Source organism: Rathayibacter tritici, from assembly GCF_002932875.1.
GTDB classification, from domain to species: Bacteria; Actinomycetota; Actinomycetes; order Actinomycetales; family Microbacteriaceae; genus Rathayibacter; species Rathayibacter tritici.
The window spans coordinates 1-22,468 of record NZ_PSWS01000065.1; the positions used below are offsets into that span (position 1 = coordinate 1).

A 22,468-nucleotide genomic window follows, 5' to 3' on the forward strand; every position below is an offset into this window, starting at 1 on the left:
GCGCTCATGGGGCCGAGAGTAGGGCACGGGCGGGGTGCGCCGTCGGCGGTTGACGCGCACGGCACGACCGGACCAGGACACGGTCGGGCGACCGGAGGAGGACAGGGCTGCGCGACCGGAGCAGGACAGGGCTGCGCGACTGGAGCAGGCCTGGAGGGCCCACCCAGGTGTCCGATTCCCGCCACCGGCCGGGGAGCGGACGTGCCAGGCTCGAGGAGTGCCCGACTCCGACCCGCTCTTCGAGGAGCGATACCGCGCCGTCGCCTCCCGCGACTCCCGATTCGACGGCCGCTTCCTGACCGGCGTGCACTCCACCGGCATCTACTGCCGCCCGAGCTGCCCAGCCATCACGCCGCAGCGCGCGAACGTGCGCTTCTACCCCACGGCGGCCGCGGCGCACGAGGCGGGCCTGCGTGCCTGCAAGCGCTGCCTACCCGATGCGGTGCCCGGCTCCCCCGAGTGGAACCTCCGCGACGACACGGCGGCGCGCGCGATGCGAATGATCGGAGACGGCGTCGTCGACCGGGAGGGGGTCGAGGGGTTGGCCGCGCGGCTCGGCTACGGGGCGCGGCACCTCGGCCGGATCCTGCGCGAGGAGCTGGGCGCGCCTGCCCTCGCCCTCGCCCGCGCCCAGCGCGCCCAGACCGCACGGCTGCTGCTCACGGGCACCGACCTGCCGGTGTCCGACGTGGCGTTCGCGGCCGGATTCGCGAGCATCCGGCAGTTCAACGCGACCCTCGTCGAGGTGTACGAGCGGACGCCGACGGCCCTGCGCGCCTCGGCCCGCGGTGTCCGCTCCGGCGCGGCGGTTCACGACGGGGCGACGACGCTCGAACTCCGGCTCCCGGTGCGCGCACCCTTCGATGCGGGAGTCCTCGACCAGCTCGGCGCCCGCGCGCTCCCCGGGCTGGAGGAGGCGTCGCCCGGCGGCTACGCGCGCTCGCTCCTCCTGCCCGCAGGCCCCGCGCTGGTCCGGCTCGGGGTGGACGGGGAGAGGGTCCGCTGCCGCGCCAGCCTTGTCTCGGTCGCCGACGTCGGGCCGCTGGTGGCTCGCATCCGGCGGCTGCTCGATCTCGACGCGGACGCGCGCGCCGTGGACGAGGCGCTCTCAGCCGATCCCGCTCTCGCCGCGAGCATCGCCGCGCGCCCGGGGATGCGCGTACCCGGCTCCGTGGATCCGGCCGAGACCCTCGTTCGCGCGCTGGTCGGCCGACGAGCGGCCGGCCGCCTGGTCGCTGCGCTGGGTGAGACGCTTCCGGAGGCGGTGGCGAGCGGATCCATCACGCGGACGTTCCCCTCCCCCGCCGTGATCGCGGAACACGCCGGGGGGCTACTGCGCGGGTCCGCCGAGGTCTTCCTGCGGGTCTGCGGGCTGCTCGCGGACGGCTCCCTCCGACTGGACGCCGGCAGGGACGAAGTCCTCGAGCAGTTGCTGGCCGTCCCGGGCATCAGGCGGTCGACGGCCGCCGCGGTGGCCCTCCGCGCGACCGCCGATCCGGACGTGCTGCTCACCGGCGACCCCGCGGTCCGGAGAGGGGCGGCTGCGCTCGGCCTGCCCGCCGGGGAGCGCGCTCTGGCCGAGGCGGGCCGCCGCTGGGCGCCGTGGCGCAGCTACGCCGGGGCGCACCTCGCGGCCGCAGTCACTCCTTCGGCGCGGGGTCGATGATCGGGAGCGCGGCGGTCATCGCCTCGATGCCCGAGAGGCGGGCGGGCGAGATGAGCCGCAGCACCTCCTCGCGCGACATCAGCCCCGCCTCGACCACCAGATCCGCCACGTTGCGGCCGGTCGCGAGCGCGGCCTTCGCCAGGGCAGCGGAGGCGGTGTAGCCGATACTCGGGGTCAGCGCCGTGACGACACCGACCGAGGACGCGACCATCGCCTCGAGCCGGTCGATGTTGGCGGTGATGCCGTCGATACAGTTCTCGCGGAGCGTCCGGCAGGCCTGCGTCATCCAGGTGATGCTCTGCAGCAGCGAGTGCGCGATCACCGGCTCGAAGGCGTTGAGCTGCAGCTGCCCCGCCTCGGCGGCCATCGTGACCGTGACGTCGGCGCCGGCCACCGAGTAGGCGACCTGGTTGACGACCTCGGGGATGACCGGGTTCACCTTGCCGGGCATGATGCTCGATCCGGCCTGACGCGGCGGCAGGTTGATCTCACCGAAACCGGCCTGCGGGCCCGAGGAGAGCAGCCGCAGGTCGTTGCAGATCTTGGACAGCTTGATCGCCGAGCGCTTGAGCGCGCTCGAGAACGACATGAAGACGCCGGTGTCGCTGGTCGCCTCGACGAGATCCTGCGCCAGCTCGAGCTCGAGATCGGTGATCTCGTTGAGATGGCGGACGGCCGCCGCACCGTAGCGCGGGTCGGCCGTGATGCCGGTGCCGATTGCGGTGGCTCCGATATTGACCTCGGCGAGCAGCCAGATGGTCTCGGAGAGTCGCGCGTGATCCTCGCCGAGGGTGGTCGCGAAGCCGTGGAACTCCTGGCCGAGCGTCATCGGCACAGCATCCTGCAGCTGAGTGCGGCCAACCTTGAGCACGCTGCCGAACTCGACGGCCTTGCGGGAGAACGACTCGCGCAGCAGCGCCAGCTCGTCGAGCAGACGGCGAAGCGACCAGGTCATCGCGATCTTGATCGCCGTCGGGTACACGTCGTTCGTGGACTGGCTGCGGTTGACGTCGTCGAGCGGGTGCAGGTGCGCGTACTCGCCACGCCCGTAGCCGCCGATCTCGAGCGCGACGTTGGCGACGACCTCGTTCGCGTTCATGTTCGTCGAGGTGCCGGCTCCGCCCTGGATCACTCCGACCACGAACTGGTCGTGGAACTCGCCGTCGATGATCCGCCGACACGCGGTCTCGATCAGCTCGGCCTTGACCGGAGCGAGACTGCCCAGCTCGGTGTTGGCCCGAGCGGCCGCGAGCTTGACCGTGGCGAGCGCCCGGACCAGGTCGGGGTAGATCGAGATCGGGCGCTTGGAGATCGGGAAGTTGTCGAGGGCGCGCGCCGTATGAATGCCCCAGTAGGCCGCCGCGGGAATCTCCATCGAGCCGAGGGAGTCGCTCTCGGTGCGCGTGGCGGGGGTCTCGGTGTGGTCCAGTGCTCTGCCTTCCGGGTCGCTGTCGGGGAGGGTGCTCGGTGCGAGGGTCACGTCCAGCTCCGTTGCTGTCGTCGTGCGGCCCCGGAGGAGCAGGGGGTCCGCGAACTGCGCAGCCAGCCTATCGCCGGGGTGCGGGGCGAGGACGGTCTGCGGCGCGAGAACGACCCGCGCCTCCCTCCGCCGAAGCGGACAGGAGGCGCGGGTCGGATCGCGGAGGATCAGAGGTAGGAACTGTCCGACGCGATGCCCTCGAGCGGTACCAGCACCAGCAGGACGACCATCGCGATGGCGAACAGCAGCACGATGCCGAGCATCACGGAGTTGAGCACGATGCCCCAGATCGAGAGCGTGCGGCCGGTCGGCTCCCGGCGCAGGCCCAGGATGCCGAAGACGAGGCCCACGGTCGGGGCGATCACGGTCAGCCCGAAGAAGACGGAGGTGACGCCGAGGATCAGGCTGGTGAGGGAGAACGGGGTGGAGGGAGCAAGGGCGAGCACCGCGGGCGGGACGGACGGGGTGCCGTAGGGGGCGTACGGCGGGTGGGAGGCGGCGGGCTGGTCGGCCGCGGGGCGGTCCTCGGTGAGGACGGCGGTGGCACCCAGGTCCACGGTCGGCTGCTCGTCGGCGGAGGTGGAGAGGCGGGCGGTGCGGTCGTCGGTGGTCACGGGGTGCTCCTTTGGAGGGGTGCCGGTCGCCCGGCGGGATGCGATGATGCCGGCTGCGGCCGGCGGTGGTGCCGGCTGTGCTCCGGCGATGCCTCTACGCTACGGACGGGCTCCAGCCCGCCCCATCCGGTGAACCCCCGGAACTCGGGGGCGATCCCCCGCAGGAGAGCGGGGGCGGATGCGAGACTGGAGCCGACGCGAGGAGGCGGCGACTGATGGACGACGACGAGCTGCGGCACCGCACCCGCGATGGCAACGGTGCCCGAGCCGTCTGGTTCGCCGGGCTCTCGGCGCTCGCCGGCTTCGTGGTGGTCTCCCCTGTGATCTCCCTCACGGCAACGGTGATGGTCTGGGGGTCGCGGCGGCGGATCGGCACCCTCAGCGACCGGAACGGCCTGGTGGCCGTGAATTGGCAGCTCACCTACCTCGCGCTCCAACTGATGCTGGTGCCGCTGCACCTCGCGCTGGTGTCGGTGCGCGACTCGCTCAGCGGCGACTGGCCGCTCGTGACGATCACCGCGATCCTCGCGCTGGCCGTGCTCAACCTCGTGCTGTGCGTCATCCTGGGGATCCGCTCCGGCCGGGGCCGGACCGTGCGCCTCTGGTTCGCCGTGCCGTTCGCCCGCTCCACTCGCCCGCCGCGCTGACCGTCGCGGCTCCTCCGCGTCCGGCCGCTGCGGCGGGACGCCCCTCCTGACGCTCCGCCGCGGCGTGTCGTCCGTACGGGTGGCCGCGCAGCAGCAGCGGGCAGGGTGGTGCGGTGATCGCATTCCCCCCGCCCGTGTACGTCGTGGCCGATGACGGGGTGCGACTCGCCACCTACTCCGTCGGTGAGGAGGGAGCGCCGACCGTGCTGGCAGTGCAGCTTCGCGTCGAACGCGGTGCTCAACTGGGAGACGGCGGGCTGGCTGCGCACCCTCAACCGGGTCGGCTACCGCGTGGTCGCACTCGACCAGCGGGGACACGGTTCGAGCGAGAAGCCGCACCACTCCGACGCCTACAGCGTGAGCGCGATGGAGAGCGACCTGGTGCGGGTGCTCGACTCCTACGACCTCGACGCGCCGCACGTGCTCGGCTACTCCCTCGGCGCTCGGATGGGCTGGGTGCTCGGACTCGAGCACCCCGAGCGGATCGCCTCGCTCAGCCTGGGCGGGCTCACCGTCGGCGAGCCGCTGCGCCACTTCGACGCGGCGGCTGCTCGCTGAGGGCGTCCGATTTGCAGGAGCGTGTGCGATCTGCAGGGGATGCGCGCGTGAGAGCGTTCTCTCCCGCATGAACGGCGTCGCAGGGTCGGGATCCCCTGCGAATCGCACCTCCGCCATCGGGCGCTGAGGCGCGCGGCGTAGCCTCGGACGTATGCAGGCGATCCGCGTCGAGAACCCCGGCCCCGACTCCCGACTCGTGCTCGACGAGGTGCCGACTCCGTCTCCCGGCCCCGGCGAGGTCCTGATCCGCGTCGCAGCCGCCGGCGTCAACCGGGCCGACCTGGGCCAGCGCGGCGGCGTCTACCCGCCGCCGCCCGGCGCCTCCGAGATCCTCGGGATGGAGGTCTCGGGGTCGATCGCCGCGCTCGGCGTCGGAACGACAGGACTCGCGGAGGGCGACGAGGTCTGCGCGCTGCTCTCGGGCGGCGGCTACGCCGAGTACGTCACGGTCGACGCAGGGCTGGTGCTGCCGGTCCCGGAGGGCGTCGGCCTGGTCTCTGCGGCGGCCCTTCCGGAGACGACCGCCACCGTCTGGTCGAACCTCGTGATGGTCGCCGGACTCGCCTCGACCGACACCGTCCTCCTCCACGGCGGCGGGAGCGGGATCGGCACCACCGGCATCCAGATCGCCTCCGCCCTCGGCGCCCGCGTCGCGGTCACGGCCGGCAGCCCGCGCAAGCTCGACGCCTGCCGCGCGCTCGGCGCCGACATCCTGATCGACTACCGCGAGGAGGACTTCGTCGAGCGGATCCGCGAGGAAACCGGCGGCCGCGGAGTCGACGTGATCCTCGATCCGGTCGGTGGCGACTACCTGGCGCGCGACCTGGAGGCGCTGGCCGTCGGCGGACGGGTCGTCTTCATCGGTAACCAGTCGGGCACGCTCGGCGCCCTCGATCTCGGCGTGTTGATGCGCAAGCGCGGGACAGTCCACGCCACGACCCTCCGCGCCCGACCCCTGAAGGAGCGGCGCGAGATCATCGCGCAGGTGCGTGCCGAGGTCTGGCCTCTGGTCGCGGGCGGGACGGTCCGCCCAGTGGTAGACGAGGTGATTGCGCTCGCGGAGGCCGAGCGGGCGCACGAGCGGATGCGCTCGTCCGGCCACATCGGCAAGCTGCTGCTCACTCCGTGATGCACAACGTCAGCTGAGAGGCCCTGTCATCCACGATGGTGGATGAGCAGGCTTCTCAGCTGACGTTGCGCGGACGAGGCCTGGTCAGACGCTGGAGCGCAGGAGTCCGAGCGACCGGTTGATCGCGTCCACGTCGACCGCTGCCGGGTCGAACGAGGCGCCGGCGGCGAGACCCAGGGCCTCGAGCGCCTCGGCGTGATCGACCGAGGACGGATCGGTCGCGGCCCGCACCGTGTCGGCCCAGGTCTCAGGGCCACCCGGCACGTCCAGCGGAGCCGCGCCGCGCGCCGCCGTGCACCGCGGCAGAGCGGTCGACAGCGGCGCGATCGACTCCAGGCGGATGACGTGGCGCCACTCGTCCTCGAGGTCGTAGACGTAGAAAAGCTCGTCCTGCTCCTGCTCGAGGACTTCGGCGAGCGCTACGCCCGACTCGTCCACGAGATCGGCGCCCAACTCCTCGGCGTCGGCAGGCGAGCCGATCGGCGTCTGCTCCTCGTCGGGCACGTCGAGGGTGAAGTAGTGCGGCTGCGCGTCTGTCCAGCCCAGCGAGAGCTGGAGCGCGAGGTGCAGATCGCGCAGGGACGACTCAGAGGAGAGTTCGAGCCGGCGCCAGACAGCGGGTCTGGTGCCCAGCAGCGCGACCGTCAGGGCGTAGGCGGTGGCGGTGTCCTGGGTCGCCTCATCGAGGATCTCGAGACGGGTCGCCTCGCGTTCGTTCAGGAGCACGACGGTCGCGCGGACGACGGCGGCGAGAACGGGGGCCAGACCCGCCGGCAGCGCGTAGCCGAACTCGGGTGAGTGCAGCAGCAGCCCCAGCTCGGCGGCGTCGTCGAGCATCCGCTCGGCCGACCCGACCATGCGCTCACGCTCGTCCAGCGCCTCGTCGAGCGAGACACCGGAGTCGGCGGCCAGCTCGTCGACCAGCTCGCCGACGACCAGGCCCGGGTGGATCTCGGCCTGGCAAGCGACGGCGATACGCACCAGCACGGCGTCGGTGGTGGTGACCGCGCGCTCCTCCGGGGAGAAGGCGCCGTCCTCGGTGTCGGCCGCGGCGAGCGCGGACTGCGCGCTGAGGAGCCACTGTTCAAGGAAACGGGCGACGTAGGCGACGCGCTCGGCGGCGGCCTCGTGCGCGTCGGAGCTGCGCCAGAGCACGGCGGCGTCGCCGAGCCCTGCTGCCGTGCCGTCCCGCTCGAGGACGGCCGAGCCGACCAGCGCGTCCCACCAGGCCGAGACCGGGATGCGGACGGAGTCGTCGCTCGGGGTGGACCCGGCGGAGGAGATCCCCGCCTCGATGGCGATCTCGCGGGCGGCGCGCTCGGTGAGGGTCGCGCCCTCGGTGGCGGCGAGGTGCTCGACCACGATGTCGGCGGCGTGCACGAGAGCGGTGGCGCGGATGGCCGCGAGCTGCTCTTCGGCCGGGACCTCGTCGAGCTCGGCCAGGTCATCGAGCACGGCCTCGACGAAGGAGCCGGCCAGGTCGAGGACCTCGTCGAGGACCGCCTGGCACTCGTCCAGCTCCTCGTCGGTGCCGGTCCAGAGGTCCTCGTCGGTGAGGAAGTCGAGGAAGTGCTCGATCACCTCGGCGACGGTGAAGAGGGTGTCGTCGAGGTCGGCCTCGCTCTCCTCCCCGGACAGGTCGGCCTCGATCTGGTCGAAGACGGCCTCGAGAAGTTCGGCGTCCGGCTGGGCGAAGGAGCCGCGCGGCCGCAGATCGCGGGTCATCGCAAAGAGGTCGGTCAGCACCTCGACGGCCTCGTCGACCTCCAGGTGCTCGTGCTCGATGCCGACCTCTGCGAGGTGCGAGCGGTACCAACTGCGGAACCGCACCATCAGCGCGGTCTCGGCCGTGCGTCCGCCGCCCTGCCCGCCGGAGCCGCTGCGACCGCCTCCTGATCGTCCCTGGTTGCGCTTCTTTCCCATGATTCCTCCGCGACCGCTCCACTCACGACGAAGCGCTCCAGCCTACCCAGTGCGGGCACTCAGCGGCACTCGCCGACGCCCCCCTGTTCGCCCGGCAAGGAGTGTGCCCGCCGGTGTTTCGGTTATGAGAAATTTCGCAGCGATCGGGCGCGTGGGCTTGCGCCTCGGGTACCTCCTTCGCTGGAGTAGCCGGATGACCGATACCACGGACACCGCCGAGACCGCTGCCGGAAAGGCGTCGCTCAAGCGGGTGATCACCGGACCGCTGCTGTTCGCCTTCATCGTGGGCGACACGCTCGGGGCGGGCATCTACACGCTGGTCGGCACGATGGCGGAGGACGTCGGTGGCGTGATCTGGCTGCCGCTGCTGATCGCGCTGGTGGTCGCTCTGCTCACCGCGGGCACTTATGCCGAACTGATCACCAAGTATCCGCACGCCGGCGGCGCGGCGCGCTACGTCGACCGGGCGTTCGGGAAGCCGTATCTGTCGTTCCTGATCGGCTTCCTGATGATGGCCTCGGGTATCACGACGGCCGCTTCCCTCGCCAATGCTTTCGCGGGCGACTACCTCGGGGCGCTGCTCGATGTGCCGCCGATCCCCACCGCGATCGTGTTCCTCGCGATCCTCACCCTCGTGAACCTGCGCGGAGTGAAGGAGTCGCTGACCGCGAACCTGGTCGCCTCGGTGATCGAGGTGAGTGGCCTCATCATCGTGATCGTCTGCGCCGCGGTGTTCTTCGGAGCCGGAAACGGCGATGCCTCCCGCGTGCTCGAGTTCAACCCGGATGTCGCTCCGCTGCAGGGCGCGTTCGCCGCCTCCATCGTCGCCTTCTTCTCGTTCCTGGGCTTCGAGGCCGCGGCGAACATGGCTGAGGAGGTGCGAAACCCCTCGAAGGTGTACCCGCGGGCCCTTTTCGGCGCGCTGATCACCGCGGCCGTGGTCTACCTCCTGATCGCGCTCGGCGCCGTCATCGTGCTGCCGAACGACGAACTCGCGGCCTCGAGCGGGCCGCTGCTGGACGTGGTCGCGGCGAGCGGAGTGGCGGTGCCGCCGTGGCTGTTCGGCCTGATCGCGCTGGTCGCGATCGCGAACGGCGCGCTGCTGTTCATGGTGATGGCCTCGCGGGTCGGCTTCGGGCTGGCGACCTCGGGCCTGCTGCCGAGCGCGTTCGGGAAGGTGCTGCCCGGCCGCCGCACGCCGTGGGTGTCGATCGTGGTGGTCGGCGGTGTGACGATGCTGCTCAGCCTGATCGGCGACGTCGGGACGCTCGCCGAGACGACGGTGCTGCTCCTCCTGCTGGTGTTCATCGCGGCGAACGTGTCGGTGCTGGTGCTGAAGAAGGACCGCGTGGGCCACTCCCACTACTCCGTGCCGCGCGTGGTGCCGGTGCTCGCGATCGTGGCGAGCGTGGTGCTGCTGACACAGCAGACGGGTGTGGTCTGGCTGGCGACGGCGGGGTACGTCGTGGTCGGGACGCTGCTGTTCCTCGCGACGCGGCTGGGGAAGCGGAAGCACGCCGAGCGCGACGCGAGCTGATCGCCGACTGCCACAGTGGAGGGATGACCGTCACGCTCGCGCCGATGTCCTCCTCCGCTCGCGCCTCGTGGATGCGGGTCCAGCGGTCGGCGTACATCGCCGATCGGATGCGGGCGGGCGACGACGAGGCGGCCGCGACTCGCAACGCCGACACCTCGTACGAGAAGTACTTCCCGAACGGCTCCCCCGCCCCAGGGCACGACGTTCTCGACGTCCTGGAGGAGGGGCGCGCCGTCGGGTCGGTGTGGCTCGGCCCGCACCCGAGCGATCTCGAGGGCGTCTGGTACGTGTGGGACGTGCAGATCGACGCCGCCGAGCGCGGCCGGGGACTCGGCCGGGCGGCGATGCTGCTGGCGGAGTCGCACGTCCTGTCTCGCGGAGGCTCCGCCCTCGCGCTGAACGTCTTCGGCTTCACCATGCCGGCCCGGGCGCTGTACGAGTCGCTCGGCTACGAGACGACGGCGGTGCAGATGCGGAAGGCGCTCGGCTGAGCACGCCCGACCCCATGCCCGAAGCATCGCGGATCATGCCGGACCGGGAGTGGCGCTCGCGTCGAGGGCCGCCCGTTCCTCCTCCGTCAGCCTCACCGGCACGACCTGCGAAGCGGCGGCTCCGCGACCGGGACGCCCGCGACCGCGCTGCTTCAGGGCGGCCGCATCATCACCGGCTTCGGCCTCGGCAGCCCAGGCAGCACTTTGCGCCTCGGTCACCGGCACGCCGTCGACGGTCCCTTCTCCCGCCAGGGGAATAATCGTGTCCCTAGGAAAGGGCGGCTCAGCCCTGCGCGAAGGCGGACGCCAGCACGGTGCCGCCGACGAGGACGGCGACGGCGGTGGCGTAGTAGCCGAGGATCAGCGCGAAGACGGTCAGGCCCCAGCCGGCCTCGCCGGTGCGGCGGATCTGCGCGCGGGCGAGGTGGCCGCCGACGACTCCGGCGAGACCGACGACAAACGAGAGCACGAACGCCGTGATGGCCAGCGGATTCACGTTCGGGTCGGTGACGAGGCCGGCCTCGCGGCGGGCGCGGCCCTGCACGAGGGCGACCGGGAGGCCTACCGCCAGCAGGATGACGGGCGAGAGGATGACGAAGATGATGAGCAGGTGCCAGCCCTGCAGCCCGGCGAACATACATCGAGGGTAGCGGGACGCGGGGGTCAGGCGGTCCGTTCGATCAGGTTCGCCTCGTCCGTGGCGAGCTGGCGGGCCTTGACTCGCGAGCCGCGTTGATCCGGGCGACGTCGGCTTCGCGACAGACGCGCTCGATCTCCTCTGCGCCGAGCGCCTCGATGTTTTCAGCAGTTGAGGAACAGCCCAAGAGCGGCGAGGCCCCAACCGGCCTCGCGGTGCGCGCGACCCTGCGTCACAGCGATCGGGACGCCGATCATCGAACCGGATCTGCGGTACGACCCGGCTGAGCACCGGATCGTCTTCGACCGCGCGAACTACCACGACAAGAAGGGGCGCGAGAACACTTCGAAGCTCGGGCTCCGCTACAGCGACGAGGATCTGCTCGCGTATGTCCGCAACATCTCCACGGTGCTGCTGACGCGCGGGATCAGGGCGACGTACGTGTGCGATGCCGCGCTACGCGACCATCTCGCGCCTTACTTCTGACGAACGAGTCCGCCCGTCTTGCGTCGTGATGATGCTCAACAAAAGGAAACACCGCGACCTGCGTGGGAAATGCCACACACGCCGCGGTGCTTCGCCGCATGCACGCTCCATCACAGTGAGACACCACAATGAAGCGACAGGACTAGCGCGTTCGTCGGTGCGTGACTACCGCATCTTCTCGAAGGCCGACTTGATGTTCGTGTACTCCGCCTGAGTCACCCGCACTGCTTCGAACGAGTAATTGGCCTTGCGCTGGGCCAGAATCTTATTCATCGAACTCTGGAATACGTTCCAGTACCCCCGATTGCTGGGAGCGATCTCCTGATAGAGGAGACCGCCACCGAAGATCGCGATCCACTTGTCACTCGCAGCGCCAGTCTCCTCGCATACCACAGCCATTGCCATATCGTCATCCTCCATAGTGATCGTTTCAATGGGCGAAACAGGAACGTTCCCCACTGTGTTCGTAATGAATTTCGTCATGTCCACGCGACGACCCTGCGCGTCGAGGCCATGAACATGCAGATGCGTGTCTCCGCCATTGTCGTTGCCGTCAACAGAAGCGCCGGACTTGCCGATGTACTCGCCGACCTCTTTGTGTCCCGCCGAACCAAACTGGGCCTGGTGTTGAACAACGATGGCGACCATCGGCCCTGCCGCTTCAGGCGGCACCGACTCAGCCGCAAGGACACGATTGATCGGAGTGTCGAGGATGAGAATGGAGCGCCGACCGGCAGTTCCCACCCATCCCGCGGCGAATTCGCCGGAGCCTCCGGAAGTCCTGAGCGTCCCTGCAGCCGGAGCGACCAGATCGGTACCGTAGGCCAGAGGGTAGTCTATTCCGCCCTGACTGTACTCCGCGTGCTCTCTCCACGTGCCGGTAATGCGATAATCGGCCCACGGATTATACGGCTGCACCGCCGCATTCGCTCGCGGCGCATCACCGACGATGGAGACTCCGACGGCAGTTGCAGCCGCTCCGATCCCAAGGCCCAGAAACATTCTTCGCCGAACGGAGACCATAATCTGGTCGACGCTGGCAGACGCGCCAATGGATTCGTCCAATTGCACCCCCCTTTCTCTCGAGATTGACATTCCGCGACAAAAATTTCCTCGGCCGGCAACCCGACCGCACATGTTTGTCGCGTCGTCATCGACCATATCACCTTTTCAAGGCTCGACAGAGTCCTCATAAGGAGGGACCCTTTGGGGTACAAACGGATGGAACCCGGAGCGGAAATCGAGTTACGGATCCCGACGCCCTAGAGCACTTACCTTCATGCACCGCTCGGACTTGGCGCGACTACGCGCCATCGGTCGACCATCTCGATATTAGGTTCGCTCGCTCTTCTTCTGACCATGCGAACGGCAACTCCCCGCCTTGAACGGAATAGCCTCATGCACCTCCGCCCTGTTTCGGCGGACTATCCGGCTCCGACGTCGCTCCCACCAACCAACGATTGATCAGCGTCTACCACCGCGCGGTTCGGAGTCGAGAAGCGCGCCGCGCCCCTTCTCTGCACGCAGGGTCGCGGACACGCCCACGGCGTGCGTGTCGGATCCGATGGTCCGATCGACGGGCGACCGGAACGAGGCGAAGACGCCGCCGGCCATCGCATCATGGGGTGTTTGACGCGGCACCGAAATCGAGAAGCCCCGGCGATCCCGCCGGGGCTTATGACGTGCACGAACGTCGGTCAACGCGATCCATCGCTTTTGCGAAGCCGCGCATGGCTGGGGTACCTGGACTCGAACCAAGAACAACTGAACCAGAATCAGCCGTGTTGCCAATTACACCATACCCCAATGGTCATCCGGGGGTGACCCCGGGACCAGGCGGCGACCGGATCGAGACCCGAGCGCCGAGAGACGACAGTACCCTACCGACGGACCCCGCTCAAATCGACCCGCGGACCACAGACCCCTCCGACTCCGGAGCGGCCTCGCCGAGGCGGGCGCGCACGAGATCGCGGTTGATCGCAGAGGCGACCTGCGCACCCGACCCGGCGGCGACGATCAGCTGCTGCGGCCCGGGAGGGGTGACCTCGCCCGCGGCGTACAGGCCCGGCACGGAGGTGCGGCCGCCCGCATCCACGCGGAGGAAGCCGTCGGCGTCGCGCTCGGGGCCGGCGGCGTCGAGGTAGTCGAGCACGGGCGTCCACACGGGGCGGACGAAGGCTCCCGTCCGCGGGACGACGTCACCATCGGCAAGCAGCACGCCGGTCATCTCGGCCCGCTCCCCCGCCAGGTCGGCGACGGGCCGGCGGTCGACGCGGATGCCGATGGAGGCGAGGAGCGACTCGTCGGCGTCGCTGACGACTCCGACTCCGTTGGTGAAGACGATCAGGTCGGTCGACCACTGCGAGAGGAGCATGGCCCGCTCGGCGAGGTCGTCGGTCTCGCCGATCAGGGCGAGCGCCTCCCCCGCCTTCTCGTAGCCGTCGCACTCCATGCAGCTGTGCACGGCGGTGCCGTAGTAGGCGCGCAGGCTCGGCAGCGCGGGCGGCGTCTCGAGCAGCCCGGCGGCGACGACGACGGCGGTGGCGAGAACCGATCGGTCGGCGCTGCCGCGCACGCCGCGGGCGCCGACGACGAATTCGCCGCCGGAGCGCTCGACGGAGGTGACCAGCGCGTTGTGCACCTCGGCGGCCTCGTAGCGCTCGAACTCCTCGCGGCCGAGACGGCGCAGCTCCAGCGGCGAGATGCCGTCGCGGGTGAGGAAGCCGTGCGAGTGCAGGGTGGCGGCATTGCGCGGGCGGTTGCTGTCGAGCAGCAGGACGCTGCGGCGCGCGCGGACGAGATTGAGCGCGGTCGAGATCCCGGCCGGTCCCCCTCCGATCACGACGACGTCGTAGTGGCCGCCGACCGTCTCCGCCACGATCAGGCCTGCCGGGAGGCGCCGAGGCGATCGAGGCGGGCGATCGACTCCTGCTTGCCGAGGATCTCCATCGACTCGAACAGCGGCGGCGAGACGCGGCGGCCCGAGATCGCGGTGCGCAACGGCCCGTAGGCGAGGCGCGGCTTCAAGCCGAGTCCCTCGATCAGCGCGGAGGCGAGCGCCTCCTGGATCGCGGCGGTCAGCCACTCCGACTCCGGAACCAGCTCGAGCGCGCCGACGGAGGCGGCGAGCACCTCGCCGGCGTTCGCGGGCAGGCCCTTGAGCGCGTCCTCGTCATAGCTGAGCGCGGCGGCCGTGGTGAAGAGGAAGCCGAGCATGCCGGGGGCCTCACCCAGCAGGCCGATCCGCTCCTGGACGAGCGGCGCGGCGGCGGCGAGGACCGCGCGCTGCTCGGCCGTCGGCTCGCCGCCCAGCACACCGGCGGCGATGAGATACGGGATCGTCCGCTCGGTGAAGTCGTCGACGGCGAGGAGGCGGATGTGGTCGCCGTTGATCGACTCCGCCTTTTTGAGGTCGAAGCGCGCGGGGTTGGGGTTCACGTCGGCCACGTCGAAGGCGGCGATCATCTCGTCGATCGAGAACACGTCGCGGTCGTGGGTGAGCGACCAGCCGAGCAGGGCGAGGTAGTTGACCAGGCCCTCCGGGATGAAGCCGCGGTCGCGGTGGTGGAAGAGGTTCGAGGACGGGTCGCGCTTGGAGAGCTTCTTGTTGCCCTCGCCCATCACGTACGGGAGGTGACCGAAGCGCGGGACGAAGCTCGTCACTCCGATGTCGATCAGCGCGTGGTACAGCGCGATCTGGCGGGCGGTCGAGGGCAGGATGTCCTCGCCGCGGAGCACGTGGGTGATCTGCATCATCGCGTCGTCGACCGGGTTCACCAGCGTGTACAGCGGCTGTCCGTTGGGGCGGACGACGACGAAGTCGCTGAAGGAGCCCGCGGGGAAGGTGATCGGGCCGCGGACCAGGTCGTCAAAGGACAGATCAGCGTCCGGTACGCGCAGGCGCAACGCCGGGGCTCGACCCTCGGCGCGGAAGGCGGCGCGCTGCTCCTCGGTGAGGTCGCGGTCGTGGTTGTCGTAGCCGTGCTGCGTGGCGCGGCCGGCCGCCTCGTTGCGCGCGTCGATCTCCTCCGCCGTGGAGTAGCTCTCGTAGAGGTGGCCGGACGCCGTCAGGCGCGCGATCACGTCGAGGTAGACATCGGTGCGCTCGGACTGGCGGTACGGGCCGTGCGGGCCGCCGACTCCGACTCCCTCGTCCCAGTCGAGTTTCAGCCAGCGCAGGGCGTCGAGGATCTGCTCGACGCTCTCCTCGCTGTCGCGCGCGGCATCGGTGTCCTCGATGCGGAAGACGAAGGTGCCGCCGGTGTGGCGCGCGTACGCCCAGTTGAACAGGGCGGTGCGGATCAGGCCGACGTGCGGCGTCCCGGTCGGCGACGGGCAGAAGCGGACGCGGACGTCGCTCCCGGTCGCGGTTGTGAACGGGTGCGCGTTGCTCGCGCGGTTCAGGGGCGGGGTGAGCTCAGACATACGGGGATGATCCTACCGGCGGGAGGCGGGACGGCGCCCGGGATCGCGGGGCTGCGGGTGCTGCTTCTACCGCGAAGCACTGCTCCGAGTCAACGGACTCCCGGAGCGAGCAGGAGCAGTGGTGCGCTGACCTCTGGGCCTCTCGTCGAGGGGGTCCGAGCGCCGCACCGCAGGCCGCGCCGGGCCTTCGCGCAAGCGCGCCCGGAAGGAGCACTGATGAGCACGATCGACACCGGCACCGGCCGTCCGAGCATCCTCACCGAAGCGGCACGGGAGGAGAAGGATGCCCGCACGCTCGCGCTCTTCCAGGCCGCGGTCAGCGCGGAGGCTGCGGAGGGCGACCGGATTCGCGAGCGCATAGTACTCGACCATCTCGGCCTCGCCGAGGCGATGGCGCACCGGATCTCGCGGGGAGGCGGCGCCCGCGCAGGAGGATCCCCGGGAGGGGGCGCCCACCCAGGTGGCGCCCCTGCAGGAGGTGCCCACGCGGGAGGAGCCCATGCAGGAGGTGACTGGGCGGATCTGCGCCAGGTCGCCTATGTGGGCCTGGTCAAGGCCGCCCGCCGCTTCACTCCGGATCGCGGCGAGAGCTTCGCTGCCTTCGCCGTCCCCACGATCACCGGCGAGCTCAAGCGACACCTCCGCGACCTCGGCTGGATGATCCGCCCGCCGCGCGGGGTGCAGGAGCTGCACCGCCGCTCGGCGGTCGTCGCCGACGAGCTCGCGCAGGAATTCGGCCGCCACCCCACCGACCACGAGATCGCACGACGCCTCGGCGTCGACGCCGCCGACGTCGCAGACGCGCGCTCGGCCGGACATCCGCTCTCGCTGGACGAGACCGTGGGCGAGGGCGGCGCGGGTCTGGGCGACACGCTCGGCGGCGAGGACGCGCGCCTTGTCGAGATCGACCGGCGGCACGGGCTCGCCGAGGCTCTGGCCGAACTCGAGGAGGGACAGCGCGAGCTCCTGCGGATGCGCTTCGTCGAGGAGCGCACCCAGCAGCAGATCGCCGATGCGCTGGGGACGACGCAGATGCAGGTTTCGCGCCTGCAGCGCCGCATCCTCGCGCAGCTCGCCGACCGGCTCGGTGCCCCCTCGCGCAACCATCAGCCGCGCGCGGCCCGGGCTCGGGTGGCCACGGTCACACCGGTGCGCCCGACGACGCGGCTGAAGTCCGCCTGAGGTGGGCGTCGGAACGCGTCGGGAGCGAGGCGAGGGCGGCGAGGACGTCGTCGACCCCGACGGCGAGCAGCGCCGGATCGGGCTCGGTCGAGAAGACGTCGCCGCGGCGGAGCGAAGCGTCGGTCAGCACGCGGTGCGGGCCGGAGGCGGGCGGGCCCCAGGCCTCGGGCGGGGCCGGTCCGAAAATCACGACCGAGGGAATGCCGTACGCCGAGGCGAGGTGGGCGGCGCCGGTGTCGACGGTGACCACCACCTCGGCCGCCGCGACAACCGCGGCGAACTCGCTGAGCGAGAGCCCTCCCGCCAGTACTTCGCCCGTGCCGGCCAGCTCGGCGACGCGGCGGGCGCGGTCGGCCTCGTTCGCTCCTCCGGTGTAGACGACGCGGTGTCCCTCGGCAGCGAGGGAGCAGGCGACCGCGGCGAAGCGCTCCTCGGGCCACTCGCGCGAGCCGTAGAAGGCGCCGATGTGCACGACGGCGGCGGCGGAGACGGGGGCGGGTGCCTCGGGGACGGCGATCGCGACGTCCTCGGGGTCGGCGTCGAGGCCGAGGGAGTTCACCAGGCGGGCCCAGCGGGCCCGTTCGAGTTCGCCGTCGAGCCAGAGTGGACGCGGATCACCGGGGCCCGCGCCCGGGTCGAGCGCGGGGACGCGGAACTCGAGCGTGCGCTCCGGGGCGATCTCGCGCAGCCGCAGCCGCGACTCCGGGCCGTTGCCGTGCAGGTTGACGCCGAGTTCGACCCGGCCGGCGGCCATCGGCAGTGGGTCGTCGAGGCCGTGGAGGGTGGGCACCAGCGCGTCCAGACCCTCGACCAGGTCGACGATCGGTTCGAGCCAGGGCGTCGTGGCCAGGATCAGCCGGTGCCCGGGGAAGCCGCGACGCAGCGCCTTCAGCGCAGGGACCGCGACGAGCAGGTCGCCGAGTTTGAGGGCGCGCAGCGCGAGGATCTCCGGAGTGCGGTCCGGGGCGGTGAGAGCGCGCACGGCGCCTCCTTCCTGTCGGGGTCCCCATACCCCGCCGCGGGCGGCTCAGACGCGGTGTGCGCGGATCGGAGCGACGCGCCCGGCGCGACCGACTTCTCCGCGAGGGGGTTTACGTCCCTGGGCACGGGGTATGAGGAGAAGGTGAACGACTCCTCCTCCCGGAGCGCCGACCAGCGCACGAGGGCCCCGCGACTGCGGGGGATCCTCTTCGACCGCGATGCGACGCTCGTGGTAGACGTGCCCTACAACGGCGACCCGACGCAGGTGACGCCGATGCCGACGGCCCTCGATGCGGTCGAGCGGGCGCGCGAGGCGGGACTCGCTCTGGGCGTGGTCACCAACCAGTCCGGGATCGCGCGCGGGATCATCGACCGCGCGCAGGCCGACGCGGTGAACGAGCGGGTCGATGAGCTGTTCGGCGGCTTCGACGTGTGGATGCTCTGCCCGCACGGGCCCGAGGACGGTTGCTCCTGCCGCAAGCCCGAGCCCGGCATGGTGCTCGGCGCGGCGGAGTCGCTCGGCCTCCCCGCCGACTCCCTCGCCGTGATCGGCGACATCGGCGCGGACGTCGGTGCCGCGGCGGCCGCCGGTGCCCTCGGCGTGCTGGTGCCCACTCCGATCACCCGCGACGAGGAGGTGGCCGCCGCCCCGCTCCGTGCAGCGACGCTTCTCGAGGCGGTTGAGCTGCTGCTGGCGATGCAGCCAGACGGGGACTCCGAGTGAGGCGCCGTGTCCTCGTCGCCCGCCTGGACAGCGCGGGGGACGTGCTGCTCTGCGGGCCGGCGGTGCGCGCGATCGCGGCCGACGCCGAGGTTCTGCTGCTGAGCGGGCCGCAGGGCGCGCCCGCCGCCGCTCTGCTGCCGGGACCCTCCTCCGTCCGCACCTGGTGGTGCCCGTGGATCGGCGACTCCTCCCGCCCGGTCGATGCGGTGCTCGTCGACGAGCTGCGCGCGATCGTCGAGGAGTTCGCGCCGGCCGAGGCCGTGATCCTCACCTCCTTCCACCAGTCGCCGCTGCCGCTGGCGCTGCTGCTCCGCCTGGCCGGCGTCACCCGCATCACGGGCGCCTCGGTCGACTTCGCGGGCGCCCTGCTCGACGTGCGCCTGGTCCCGGGCGAAACCCTGGAGGAGGACCAGCCCGAGCCGGAGCGCGCGCTCGCCATCGCTGCGGCGGCCGGATTTGCGGTGCCCGCCGGTGATGACGGCCGGCTGCGGGTGCGGCGCGAGGGCACCCTGCCCGGCGCGCTCGACGGGATCGGCCCCTACGTCGTGGTGCATCCGGGAGCCGCCGTTCCCGCCCGTGCCTGGCCCGCCGCGAATGCCGCGCGCGCCGTCGAGCTGCTCGCGGACGCGGGACTCGCCGTCGTCGTCACCGGCGGACCGGGCGAGCGGGCGCTCACGGCCGAGGTCGCCGGCACCCGCGGTATCGACCTCGGCGGAGCCACCGACTTCGCCGGTGCCGCCGAGGTGCTGGCCTCCGCCGACGTCGTGATCAGCGGTAACACCGGTCCGGCGCACCTCGCCGCCGCGGTCGGCACGCCGGTGGTCAGCCTCTTCTCACCGGTCGTCCCGGCCGTGCGCTGGGCGCCCTACGGCGTCCCGGTCGCACTGCTGGGCGATCAGGAGGCCCCGTGCGCCGGCTCGCGCGCGCGGATCTGCCCCGTCCCCGGCCACCCGTGCCTCGCCGGGGTGAGCGCCGAGGAGGCGGTCGCCGCCGCCCTCCGACTCCGAACCACGACGTCCCCGAGAGAGGCCATCGCATGAAGATCCTGCTCTGGCATGTGCACGGCGGCTGGGCGGACGCCTTCGTCCGCGGCGCCCACAGCTACCTGCTCCCCACCACTGCGGCCCGCGACGGTTGGGGCCTGGGCACCGGCGGCCGCGACTGGCCGGCCGCGGTCGAGGTCGCGCCGGAGGAGCTGCACGACGCCGAGGTCGACGCGGTGCTGCTCCAGCGACCCGAGGAGCTCGCCGAGGCGGAGCGCCTGCTCGGGCGCAGACTCGGCCGCGACGTGCCGGCGGTCTACGTCGAGCACAACACCCCCCGCGGGAACGTCCCGGAGAACCGGCACCCACTCGCCGACCGCGACGACCTGCTGATCGTCCACGTCACTCACTTCAACGCCCTGATGTGGGACACCGGCTCGACGCCGACGACAGTGATCGAGCACGGGATCCACGACCCGGGCCCCCTGTACACCGGCGAGCTGCCGCACTTCGGCGTGGTCGTCAACGAGCCGGTGCGCCGCGGCCGGGTGGCCGGGACCGACCTGCTCCCCCGTTTCGGCGCCGTCGCTCCGCTGGACGTCTTCGGGATGAAGACCGACCAGCTCGCCGCGCTGCCGGGCCTTCGGGACGTGAACGCCATCGGGGACGTGCGTACGCAGGCGATGCATGCCGCTCTCGCCCGCCGCCGGGTCTACCTGCATCCGTTCCGCTGGACCTCGCTCGGCCTCGCGCTGCTCGAGGCGATGCACCTCGGGATGCCCGTAGTCGCGCTCGACGTGACGGAGGCAGGGCGCGCTGTCCCGCCCGAGGCCGGAGCGGTCTCGAACGACCTCGACTGGCTCGTCGCCTCCGCCCGGGCGCTCGTCGAGGACCCGGATCGCGCCGCCCGCGCCGGCGCCGTCGCCCGCGAGGCGGCGCTCGCCCGCTACAGCCTCGCCCGATTCCAGCGCGACTGGGACGAGGTCCTGGCCGACCTCCCCCGGCGCCGGTCGCCGGAGCCCGCACTGGAAGGGAGCACCCGATGAAGCAGCACCTCTCCGCCGCGCCCGCGCTCACGATCGCGATGGTCTCCGAGCACGCCAGCCCGCTGGCGACCCTCGGCGGCGTCGACGCCGGCGGCCAGAACGTGCACGTCGCCGCGCTCGCCGATGCGCTCGCCCGCCGCGGCCACCGCGTCGTCGTCTACACCCGCCGCGACGACCCCTCCCTCCCTCGGCGCGTGCCCTTCACCTCGGGCGTCGAAGTGGTGCACATCGACGCCGGGCCGCCCCGCCGCGTCTCCAAGGACGAGCTGCTGCCGTTCATGGGCGACTTCGCCGTCGACCTCGCCGAGGAGTGGCTGCAGGAGCGGCCGGACCTCGTGCACAGCCATTTCTGGATGTCCGGGGTTGCCGCGCTCGACGCCTCCGAGCGGGTCGAACGCGCCACCGGGCGCCGCGTACCCGTGTTCCACACCTTCCACGCGCTGGGCGTGGTGAAGCGCCGCCAGCAGGGCGCGCTCGACACCAGCCCCGAGGAGCGCGCCTGGCTGGAGCCGGGAGTGGGCCAGCGGGCGGACGGCGTCATCGCCACCTGCTCCGACGAGGCCTTCGAGCTGAAGGGTCTCGGCGTACCGACCTCGCGCATCTCGGTGGTGCCCTGCGGAGTCGACATCGACCGGTTCTCGGTCCAGGGCCCGGTCGCTGCCCGCGACGGACGCTCGCGGCTGATGACGATCGGCCGCCTGGTGCCACGCAAGGGCATGGGCATCGCGATCGAGGCGCTCGCGCACCTGGTCGCGGTCGGGCACGACGCCGAGTTGGTCGTCGTCGGCGGCTCCGGCTCGGGCGACGCTCTGACGGCCGACCCCGAGTACCGACGGCTGCACGGCGTGGCCCGGAGCCTCGGAGTCGCCGACCGCGTCGACTTCGTCGGCCAGCTCTCGCAGGCGGCGATGCCCGCGATGCTCCGCTCGGCGGACGTCGTGGTCTGCGCGCCCTGGTACGAGCCGTTCGGTATCACTCCGCTGGAGGCGATGGCGTGCGGAGTGCCGGTCGTCGCCTCCTCCGTCGGCGGGCTGATCGACACCGTGGTCGAGGACGTGACGGGGGTCCACGTGCCCCCGCGCGACCCGGTCGCCCTCGCCTCCGCCCTCGGCTCGCTGCTCGCCGACCCGACCCGCGCCCGCGCCTACGGGGCCGCCGGCCGCGAGCGCGTCGAGTCCCGCTACTCCTGGGACCGCGTCGCCGCCGACACCGAGCGGGCCTACGTCACCACTCTCGCCGGCCTCGGCGACGAGTCGGTCCTCACCGGCGCCACGAGCGCACCCTCATCCCCCACTACCCGGAAGGCGGCTCCGCGACGATGACCATCGACACCGCGACCATCGACACCGTTCTGGACACCCCGACGGACGCCATCCAGCGCCTCGTCGACGACCACGTGGCGCACGCGCTCGATGCGGTCGCCCAGCTCCAGCACCACTCCGAGCGGATCACCGCCTGGGGCGTCGAACTCGCCGACCGACTGCACACCGGCGCACGACTGCTCGCCGCGGGCAACGGCGGTTCGGCGGCCGAGGCGCAGCACCTCACCGCGGAGCTGGTCGGCCGCTTCGACGGCGACCGCATCCCCTTCTCCGCCCTCTCGCTGCACGCCGAGACGTCGAGCCTGACCGCGATCGGCAACGACTACGGCTTCGACCATGTGTTCTCCCGGCAGGTCACCGCGCACGCCCGAGCGGGAGACGTGGTGGTGCTGCTCTCGACCAGCGGCCGCAGCGCGAACCTCCTGCACGCCGCCGAGGCCGCCCGCGCAGCCGGCGCCCGCTCCTGGGCGCTGACCGGCGAGGGGCCGAACCCGCTGACCGAGCTGTGCGACGAGGCGATCGCGCTCGAGGGCCACGGCGCCAACGTGCAGGAGGCGCAGCTGGTGCTCGTGCACGCGCTCTGCCGGGCCTTCGAGCACCGGATCCGCGCGCGGACGGCGGCCGCCTCGTGAGCCGG

At 71.6% G+C, this 22,468-nt stretch carries 21 protein-coding genes and 1 tRNA gene; 13 read left to right on the plus strand and 9 right to left on the minus strand.

What is annotated here, in order from left to right; translation table 11 throughout:
- Positions 1 to 217: 217 nt before the first annotated feature.
- Entirely contained in the window at positions 218 to 1,666 is a 1,449-nt protein-coding gene (locus C5D07_RS12930; protein ID WP_104259506.1) for a DNA-3-methyladenine glycosylase 2 family protein, read from the plus strand.
- On the opposite strand, the gene C5D07_RS12935 is transcribed toward C5D07_RS12930, so the two are convergent.
- Positions 1,641 to 3,041 carry an aspartate ammonia-lyase gene (locus tag C5D07_RS12935; protein WP_104259523.1) on the minus strand — a complete coding sequence of 467 codons (1,401 nt, stop codon included), beginning with the start codon at positions 3,039 to 3,041 and terminating at the stop codon, positions 1,641 to 1,643. The two genes, C5D07_RS12930 and C5D07_RS12935, sit on opposite strands and share 26 nt — an antisense overlap.
- 272 nt (positions 3,042 to 3,313) lie before the next feature.
- Positions 3,314 to 3,760: a DUF4190 domain-containing protein gene (locus tag C5D07_RS12940; protein WP_104259507.1), complete on the minus strand. Its 447-nt coding sequence runs from the start codon at positions 3,758 to 3,760 to the stop codon at positions 3,314 to 3,316.
- Between the two features lie 215 nt (positions 3,761 to 3,975).
- On the opposite strand from C5D07_RS12940, the gene C5D07_RS12945 reads away from it, so the two are divergent.
- The 3 genes from C5D07_RS12945 (at position 3,976) to C5D07_RS12955 (ending at position 6,094) form a co-directional block, all read left to right on the plus strand.
- Positions 3,976 to 4,407, plus strand: coding sequence for a magnetosome magnetite crystal formation protein family (locus C5D07_RS12945; RefSeq protein ID WP_068252288.1), 432 nt, complete (start codon positions 3,976 to 3,978; stop codon positions 4,405 to 4,407).
- A 183-nt stretch (positions 4,408 to 4,590) separates the two neighbouring features.
- A complete protein-coding gene (locus C5D07_RS12950) occupies positions 4,591 to 4,965 on the plus strand; it encodes an alpha/beta fold hydrolase (RefSeq protein WP_167542346.1) in 375 nt (124 codons plus the stop codon).
- Positions 4,966 to 5,116: 151 nt separating this feature from the next.
- The gene (locus tag C5D07_RS12955) at positions 5,117 to 6,094 is read left to right on the plus strand and encodes an NAD(P)H-quinone oxidoreductase (RefSeq protein WP_104259508.1); all 978 of its coding nucleotides are present in this window, start codon (positions 5,117 to 5,119) and stop codon (positions 6,092 to 6,094) included.
- 84 nt (positions 6,095 to 6,178) lie between these two features.
- On the opposite strand, the gene C5D07_RS12960 is transcribed toward C5D07_RS12955, so the two are convergent.
- Positions 6,179 to 8,017, minus strand: a complete 1,839-nt coding sequence (locus C5D07_RS12960; protein WP_104259509.1) for a plasmid pRiA4b ORF-3 family protein — start codon at positions 8,015 to 8,017, stop codon at positions 6,179 to 6,181.
- A gap of 193 nt (positions 8,018 to 8,210) precedes the next feature.
- Between C5D07_RS12960 and C5D07_RS12965 the strand changes: the two genes are divergently transcribed.
- Complete coding sequence (locus C5D07_RS12965; protein ID WP_068252277.1) at positions 8,211 to 9,554, plus strand: APC family permease; 1,344 nt, start codon at positions 8,211 to 8,213, stop codon at positions 9,552 to 9,554.
- 23 nt (positions 9,555 to 9,577) lie between these two features.
- Positions 9,578 to 10,045 (plus strand): GNAT family N-acetyltransferase, encoded by a 468-nt coding sequence (locus C5D07_RS12970; protein ID WP_068252271.1) that lies wholly within the window; start codon positions 9,578 to 9,580, stop codon positions 10,043 to 10,045.
- 283 nt (positions 10,046 to 10,328) lie between these two features.
- Here C5D07_RS12970 and C5D07_RS12980 read toward each other — a convergent pair whose 3' ends face one another.
- Positions 10,329 to 10,682 carry a DUF4190 domain-containing protein gene (locus C5D07_RS12980; RefSeq protein ID WP_068252266.1) on the minus strand — a complete coding sequence of 118 codons (354 nt, stop codon included), beginning with the start codon at positions 10,680 to 10,682 and terminating at the stop codon, positions 10,329 to 10,331.
- A gap of 171 nt (positions 10,683 to 10,853) precedes the next feature.
- Here C5D07_RS12980 and C5D07_RS15455 point away from each other — a divergent pair, with 171 nt between their 5' ends.
- Positions 10,854 to 11,168, plus strand: a complete 315-nt coding sequence (locus C5D07_RS15455; protein ID WP_249028237.1) for a DNA/RNA helicase domain-containing protein — start codon at positions 10,854 to 10,856, stop codon at positions 11,166 to 11,168.
- A 165-nt stretch (positions 11,169 to 11,333) separates the two neighbouring features.
- On the opposite strand, the gene C5D07_RS15460 is transcribed toward C5D07_RS15455, so the two are convergent.
- From C5D07_RS15460 to gltX, 4 genes are all read right to left on the minus strand, one after another.
- Positions 11,334 to 12,239, minus strand: a complete 906-nt coding sequence (locus C5D07_RS15460) for a hypothetical protein (RefSeq protein ID WP_146076764.1) — start codon at positions 12,237 to 12,239, stop codon at positions 11,334 to 11,336.
- A gap of 660 nt (positions 12,240 to 12,899) precedes the next feature.
- Positions 12,900 to 12,974, minus strand: a tRNA-Gln gene (locus tag C5D07_RS12990).
- 91 nt (positions 12,975 to 13,065) lie between these two features.
- Entirely contained in the window at positions 13,066 to 14,046 is a 981-nt protein-coding gene (locus C5D07_RS12995; RefSeq protein WP_249028238.1) for an NAD(P)/FAD-dependent oxidoreductase, read from the minus strand.
- A 2-nt stretch (positions 14,047 to 14,048) separates the two neighbouring features.
- Complete coding sequence (gene gltX / locus C5D07_RS13000) at positions 14,049 to 15,593, minus strand: glutamate--tRNA ligase (protein WP_068252254.1); 1,545 nt, start codon at positions 15,591 to 15,593, stop codon at positions 14,049 to 14,051.
- A gap of 216 nt (positions 15,594 to 15,809) precedes the next feature.
- Here gltX and C5D07_RS13005 point away from each other — a divergent pair, with 216 nt between their 5' ends.
- Positions 15,810 to 16,775: a sigma-70 family RNA polymerase sigma factor gene (locus C5D07_RS13005; RefSeq protein WP_068252252.1), complete on the plus strand. Its 966-nt coding sequence runs from the start codon at positions 15,810 to 15,812 to the stop codon at positions 16,773 to 16,775.
- On the opposite strand, the gene C5D07_RS13010 is transcribed toward C5D07_RS13005, so the two are convergent.
- Positions 16,735 to 17,757, minus strand: a complete 1,023-nt coding sequence (locus C5D07_RS13010; RefSeq protein ID WP_068252250.1) for a glycosyltransferase family 9 protein — start codon at positions 17,755 to 17,757, stop codon at positions 16,735 to 16,737. The two genes, C5D07_RS13005 and C5D07_RS13010, sit on opposite strands and share 41 nt — an antisense overlap.
- A 141-nt stretch (positions 17,758 to 17,898) precedes the next feature.
- Here C5D07_RS13010 and C5D07_RS15820 point away from each other — a divergent pair, with 141 nt between their 5' ends.
- Genes C5D07_RS15820 through C5D07_RS13030 form a run of 5 tightly spaced genes read left to right on the plus strand, consistent with a single transcriptional unit; the run spans position 17,899 to position 22,463 of the window.
- A complete protein-coding gene (locus C5D07_RS15820) occupies positions 17,899 to 18,480 on the plus strand; it encodes a D-glycero-alpha-D-manno-heptose-1,7-bisphosphate 7-phosphatase (RefSeq protein ID WP_237358237.1) in 582 nt (193 codons plus the stop codon).
- Positions 18,477 to 19,520 (plus strand): glycosyltransferase family 9 protein, encoded by a 1,044-nt coding sequence (locus C5D07_RS13015; protein ID WP_068252248.1) that lies wholly within the window; start codon positions 18,477 to 18,479, stop codon positions 19,518 to 19,520. Before C5D07_RS15820 ends, C5D07_RS13015 begins: the two co-directional genes overlap by 4 nt.
- On the plus strand, positions 19,517 to 20,509 hold the full coding sequence (locus C5D07_RS13020; RefSeq protein WP_104259511.1) for a glycosyltransferase: 993 nt from the start codon (positions 19,517 to 19,519) through the stop codon (positions 20,507 to 20,509). The genes C5D07_RS13015 and C5D07_RS13020 overlap by 4 nt, the downstream gene beginning before the upstream one ends.
- The gene (locus tag C5D07_RS13025; RefSeq protein ID WP_068252246.1) at positions 20,506 to 21,831 is read left to right on the plus strand and encodes a glycosyltransferase; all 1,326 of its coding nucleotides are present in this window, start codon (positions 20,506 to 20,508) and stop codon (positions 21,829 to 21,831) included. Before C5D07_RS13020 ends, C5D07_RS13025 begins: the two co-directional genes overlap by 4 nt.
- A complete protein-coding gene (locus C5D07_RS13030; protein ID WP_104259512.1) occupies positions 21,828 to 22,463 on the plus strand; it encodes a D-sedoheptulose-7-phosphate isomerase in 636 nt (211 codons plus the stop codon). The genes C5D07_RS13025 and C5D07_RS13030 overlap by 4 nt, the downstream gene beginning before the upstream one ends.
- Positions 22,464 to 22,468: the final 5 nt, after the last annotated feature.

Excerpts from the sequence above, each read along its gene's own strand:
- C5D07_RS12935 (WP_104259523.1), bottom strand. The coding sequence starts at position 3,041 with ATGGAGATTCCCGCGGCGGCCTACTGGGGCATTCATACGGCGCGCGCC.
- C5D07_RS12945 (WP_068252288.1), top strand. The coding sequence starts at position 3,976 with ATGGACGACGACGAGCTGCGGCACCGCACCCGCGATGGCAACGGTGCC.
- C5D07_RS12955 (WP_104259508.1), top strand. The coding sequence starts at position 5,117 with ATGCAGGCGATCCGCGTCGAGAACCCCGGCCCCGACTCCCGACTCGTG.
- C5D07_RS12960 (WP_104259509.1), bottom strand. The coding sequence starts at position 8,017 with ATGGGAAAGAAGCGCAACCAGGGACGATCAGGAGGCGGTCGCAGCGGC.
- C5D07_RS12965 (WP_068252277.1), top strand. The coding sequence starts at position 8,211 with ATGACCGATACCACGGACACCGCCGAGACCGCTGCCGGAAAGGCGTCG.
- C5D07_RS12970 (WP_068252271.1), top strand. The coding sequence starts at position 9,578 with ATGACCGTCACGCTCGCGCCGATGTCCTCCTCCGCTCGCGCCTCGTGG.
- C5D07_RS12980 (WP_068252266.1), bottom strand. The coding sequence starts at position 10,682 with ATGTTCGCCGGGCTGCAGGGCTGGCACCTGCTCATCATCTTCGTCATC.
- gltX (WP_068252254.1), bottom strand. The coding sequence starts at position 15,593 with ATGTCTGAGCTCACCCCGCCCCTGAACCGCGCGAGCAACGCGCACCCG.
- C5D07_RS13005 (WP_068252252.1), top strand. The coding sequence starts at position 15,810 with ATGAGCACGATCGACACCGGCACCGGCCGTCCGAGCATCCTCACCGAA.
- C5D07_RS13020 (WP_104259511.1), top strand. The coding sequence starts at position 19,517 with ATGAAGATCCTGCTCTGGCATGTGCACGGCGGCTGGGCGGACGCCTTC.
- C5D07_RS13025 (WP_068252246.1), top strand. The coding sequence starts at position 20,506 with ATGAAGCAGCACCTCTCCGCCGCGCCCGCGCTCACGATCGCGATGGTC.
- C5D07_RS13030 (WP_104259512.1), top strand. The coding sequence starts at position 21,828 with ATGACCATCGACACCGCGACCATCGACACCGTTCTGGACACCCCGACG.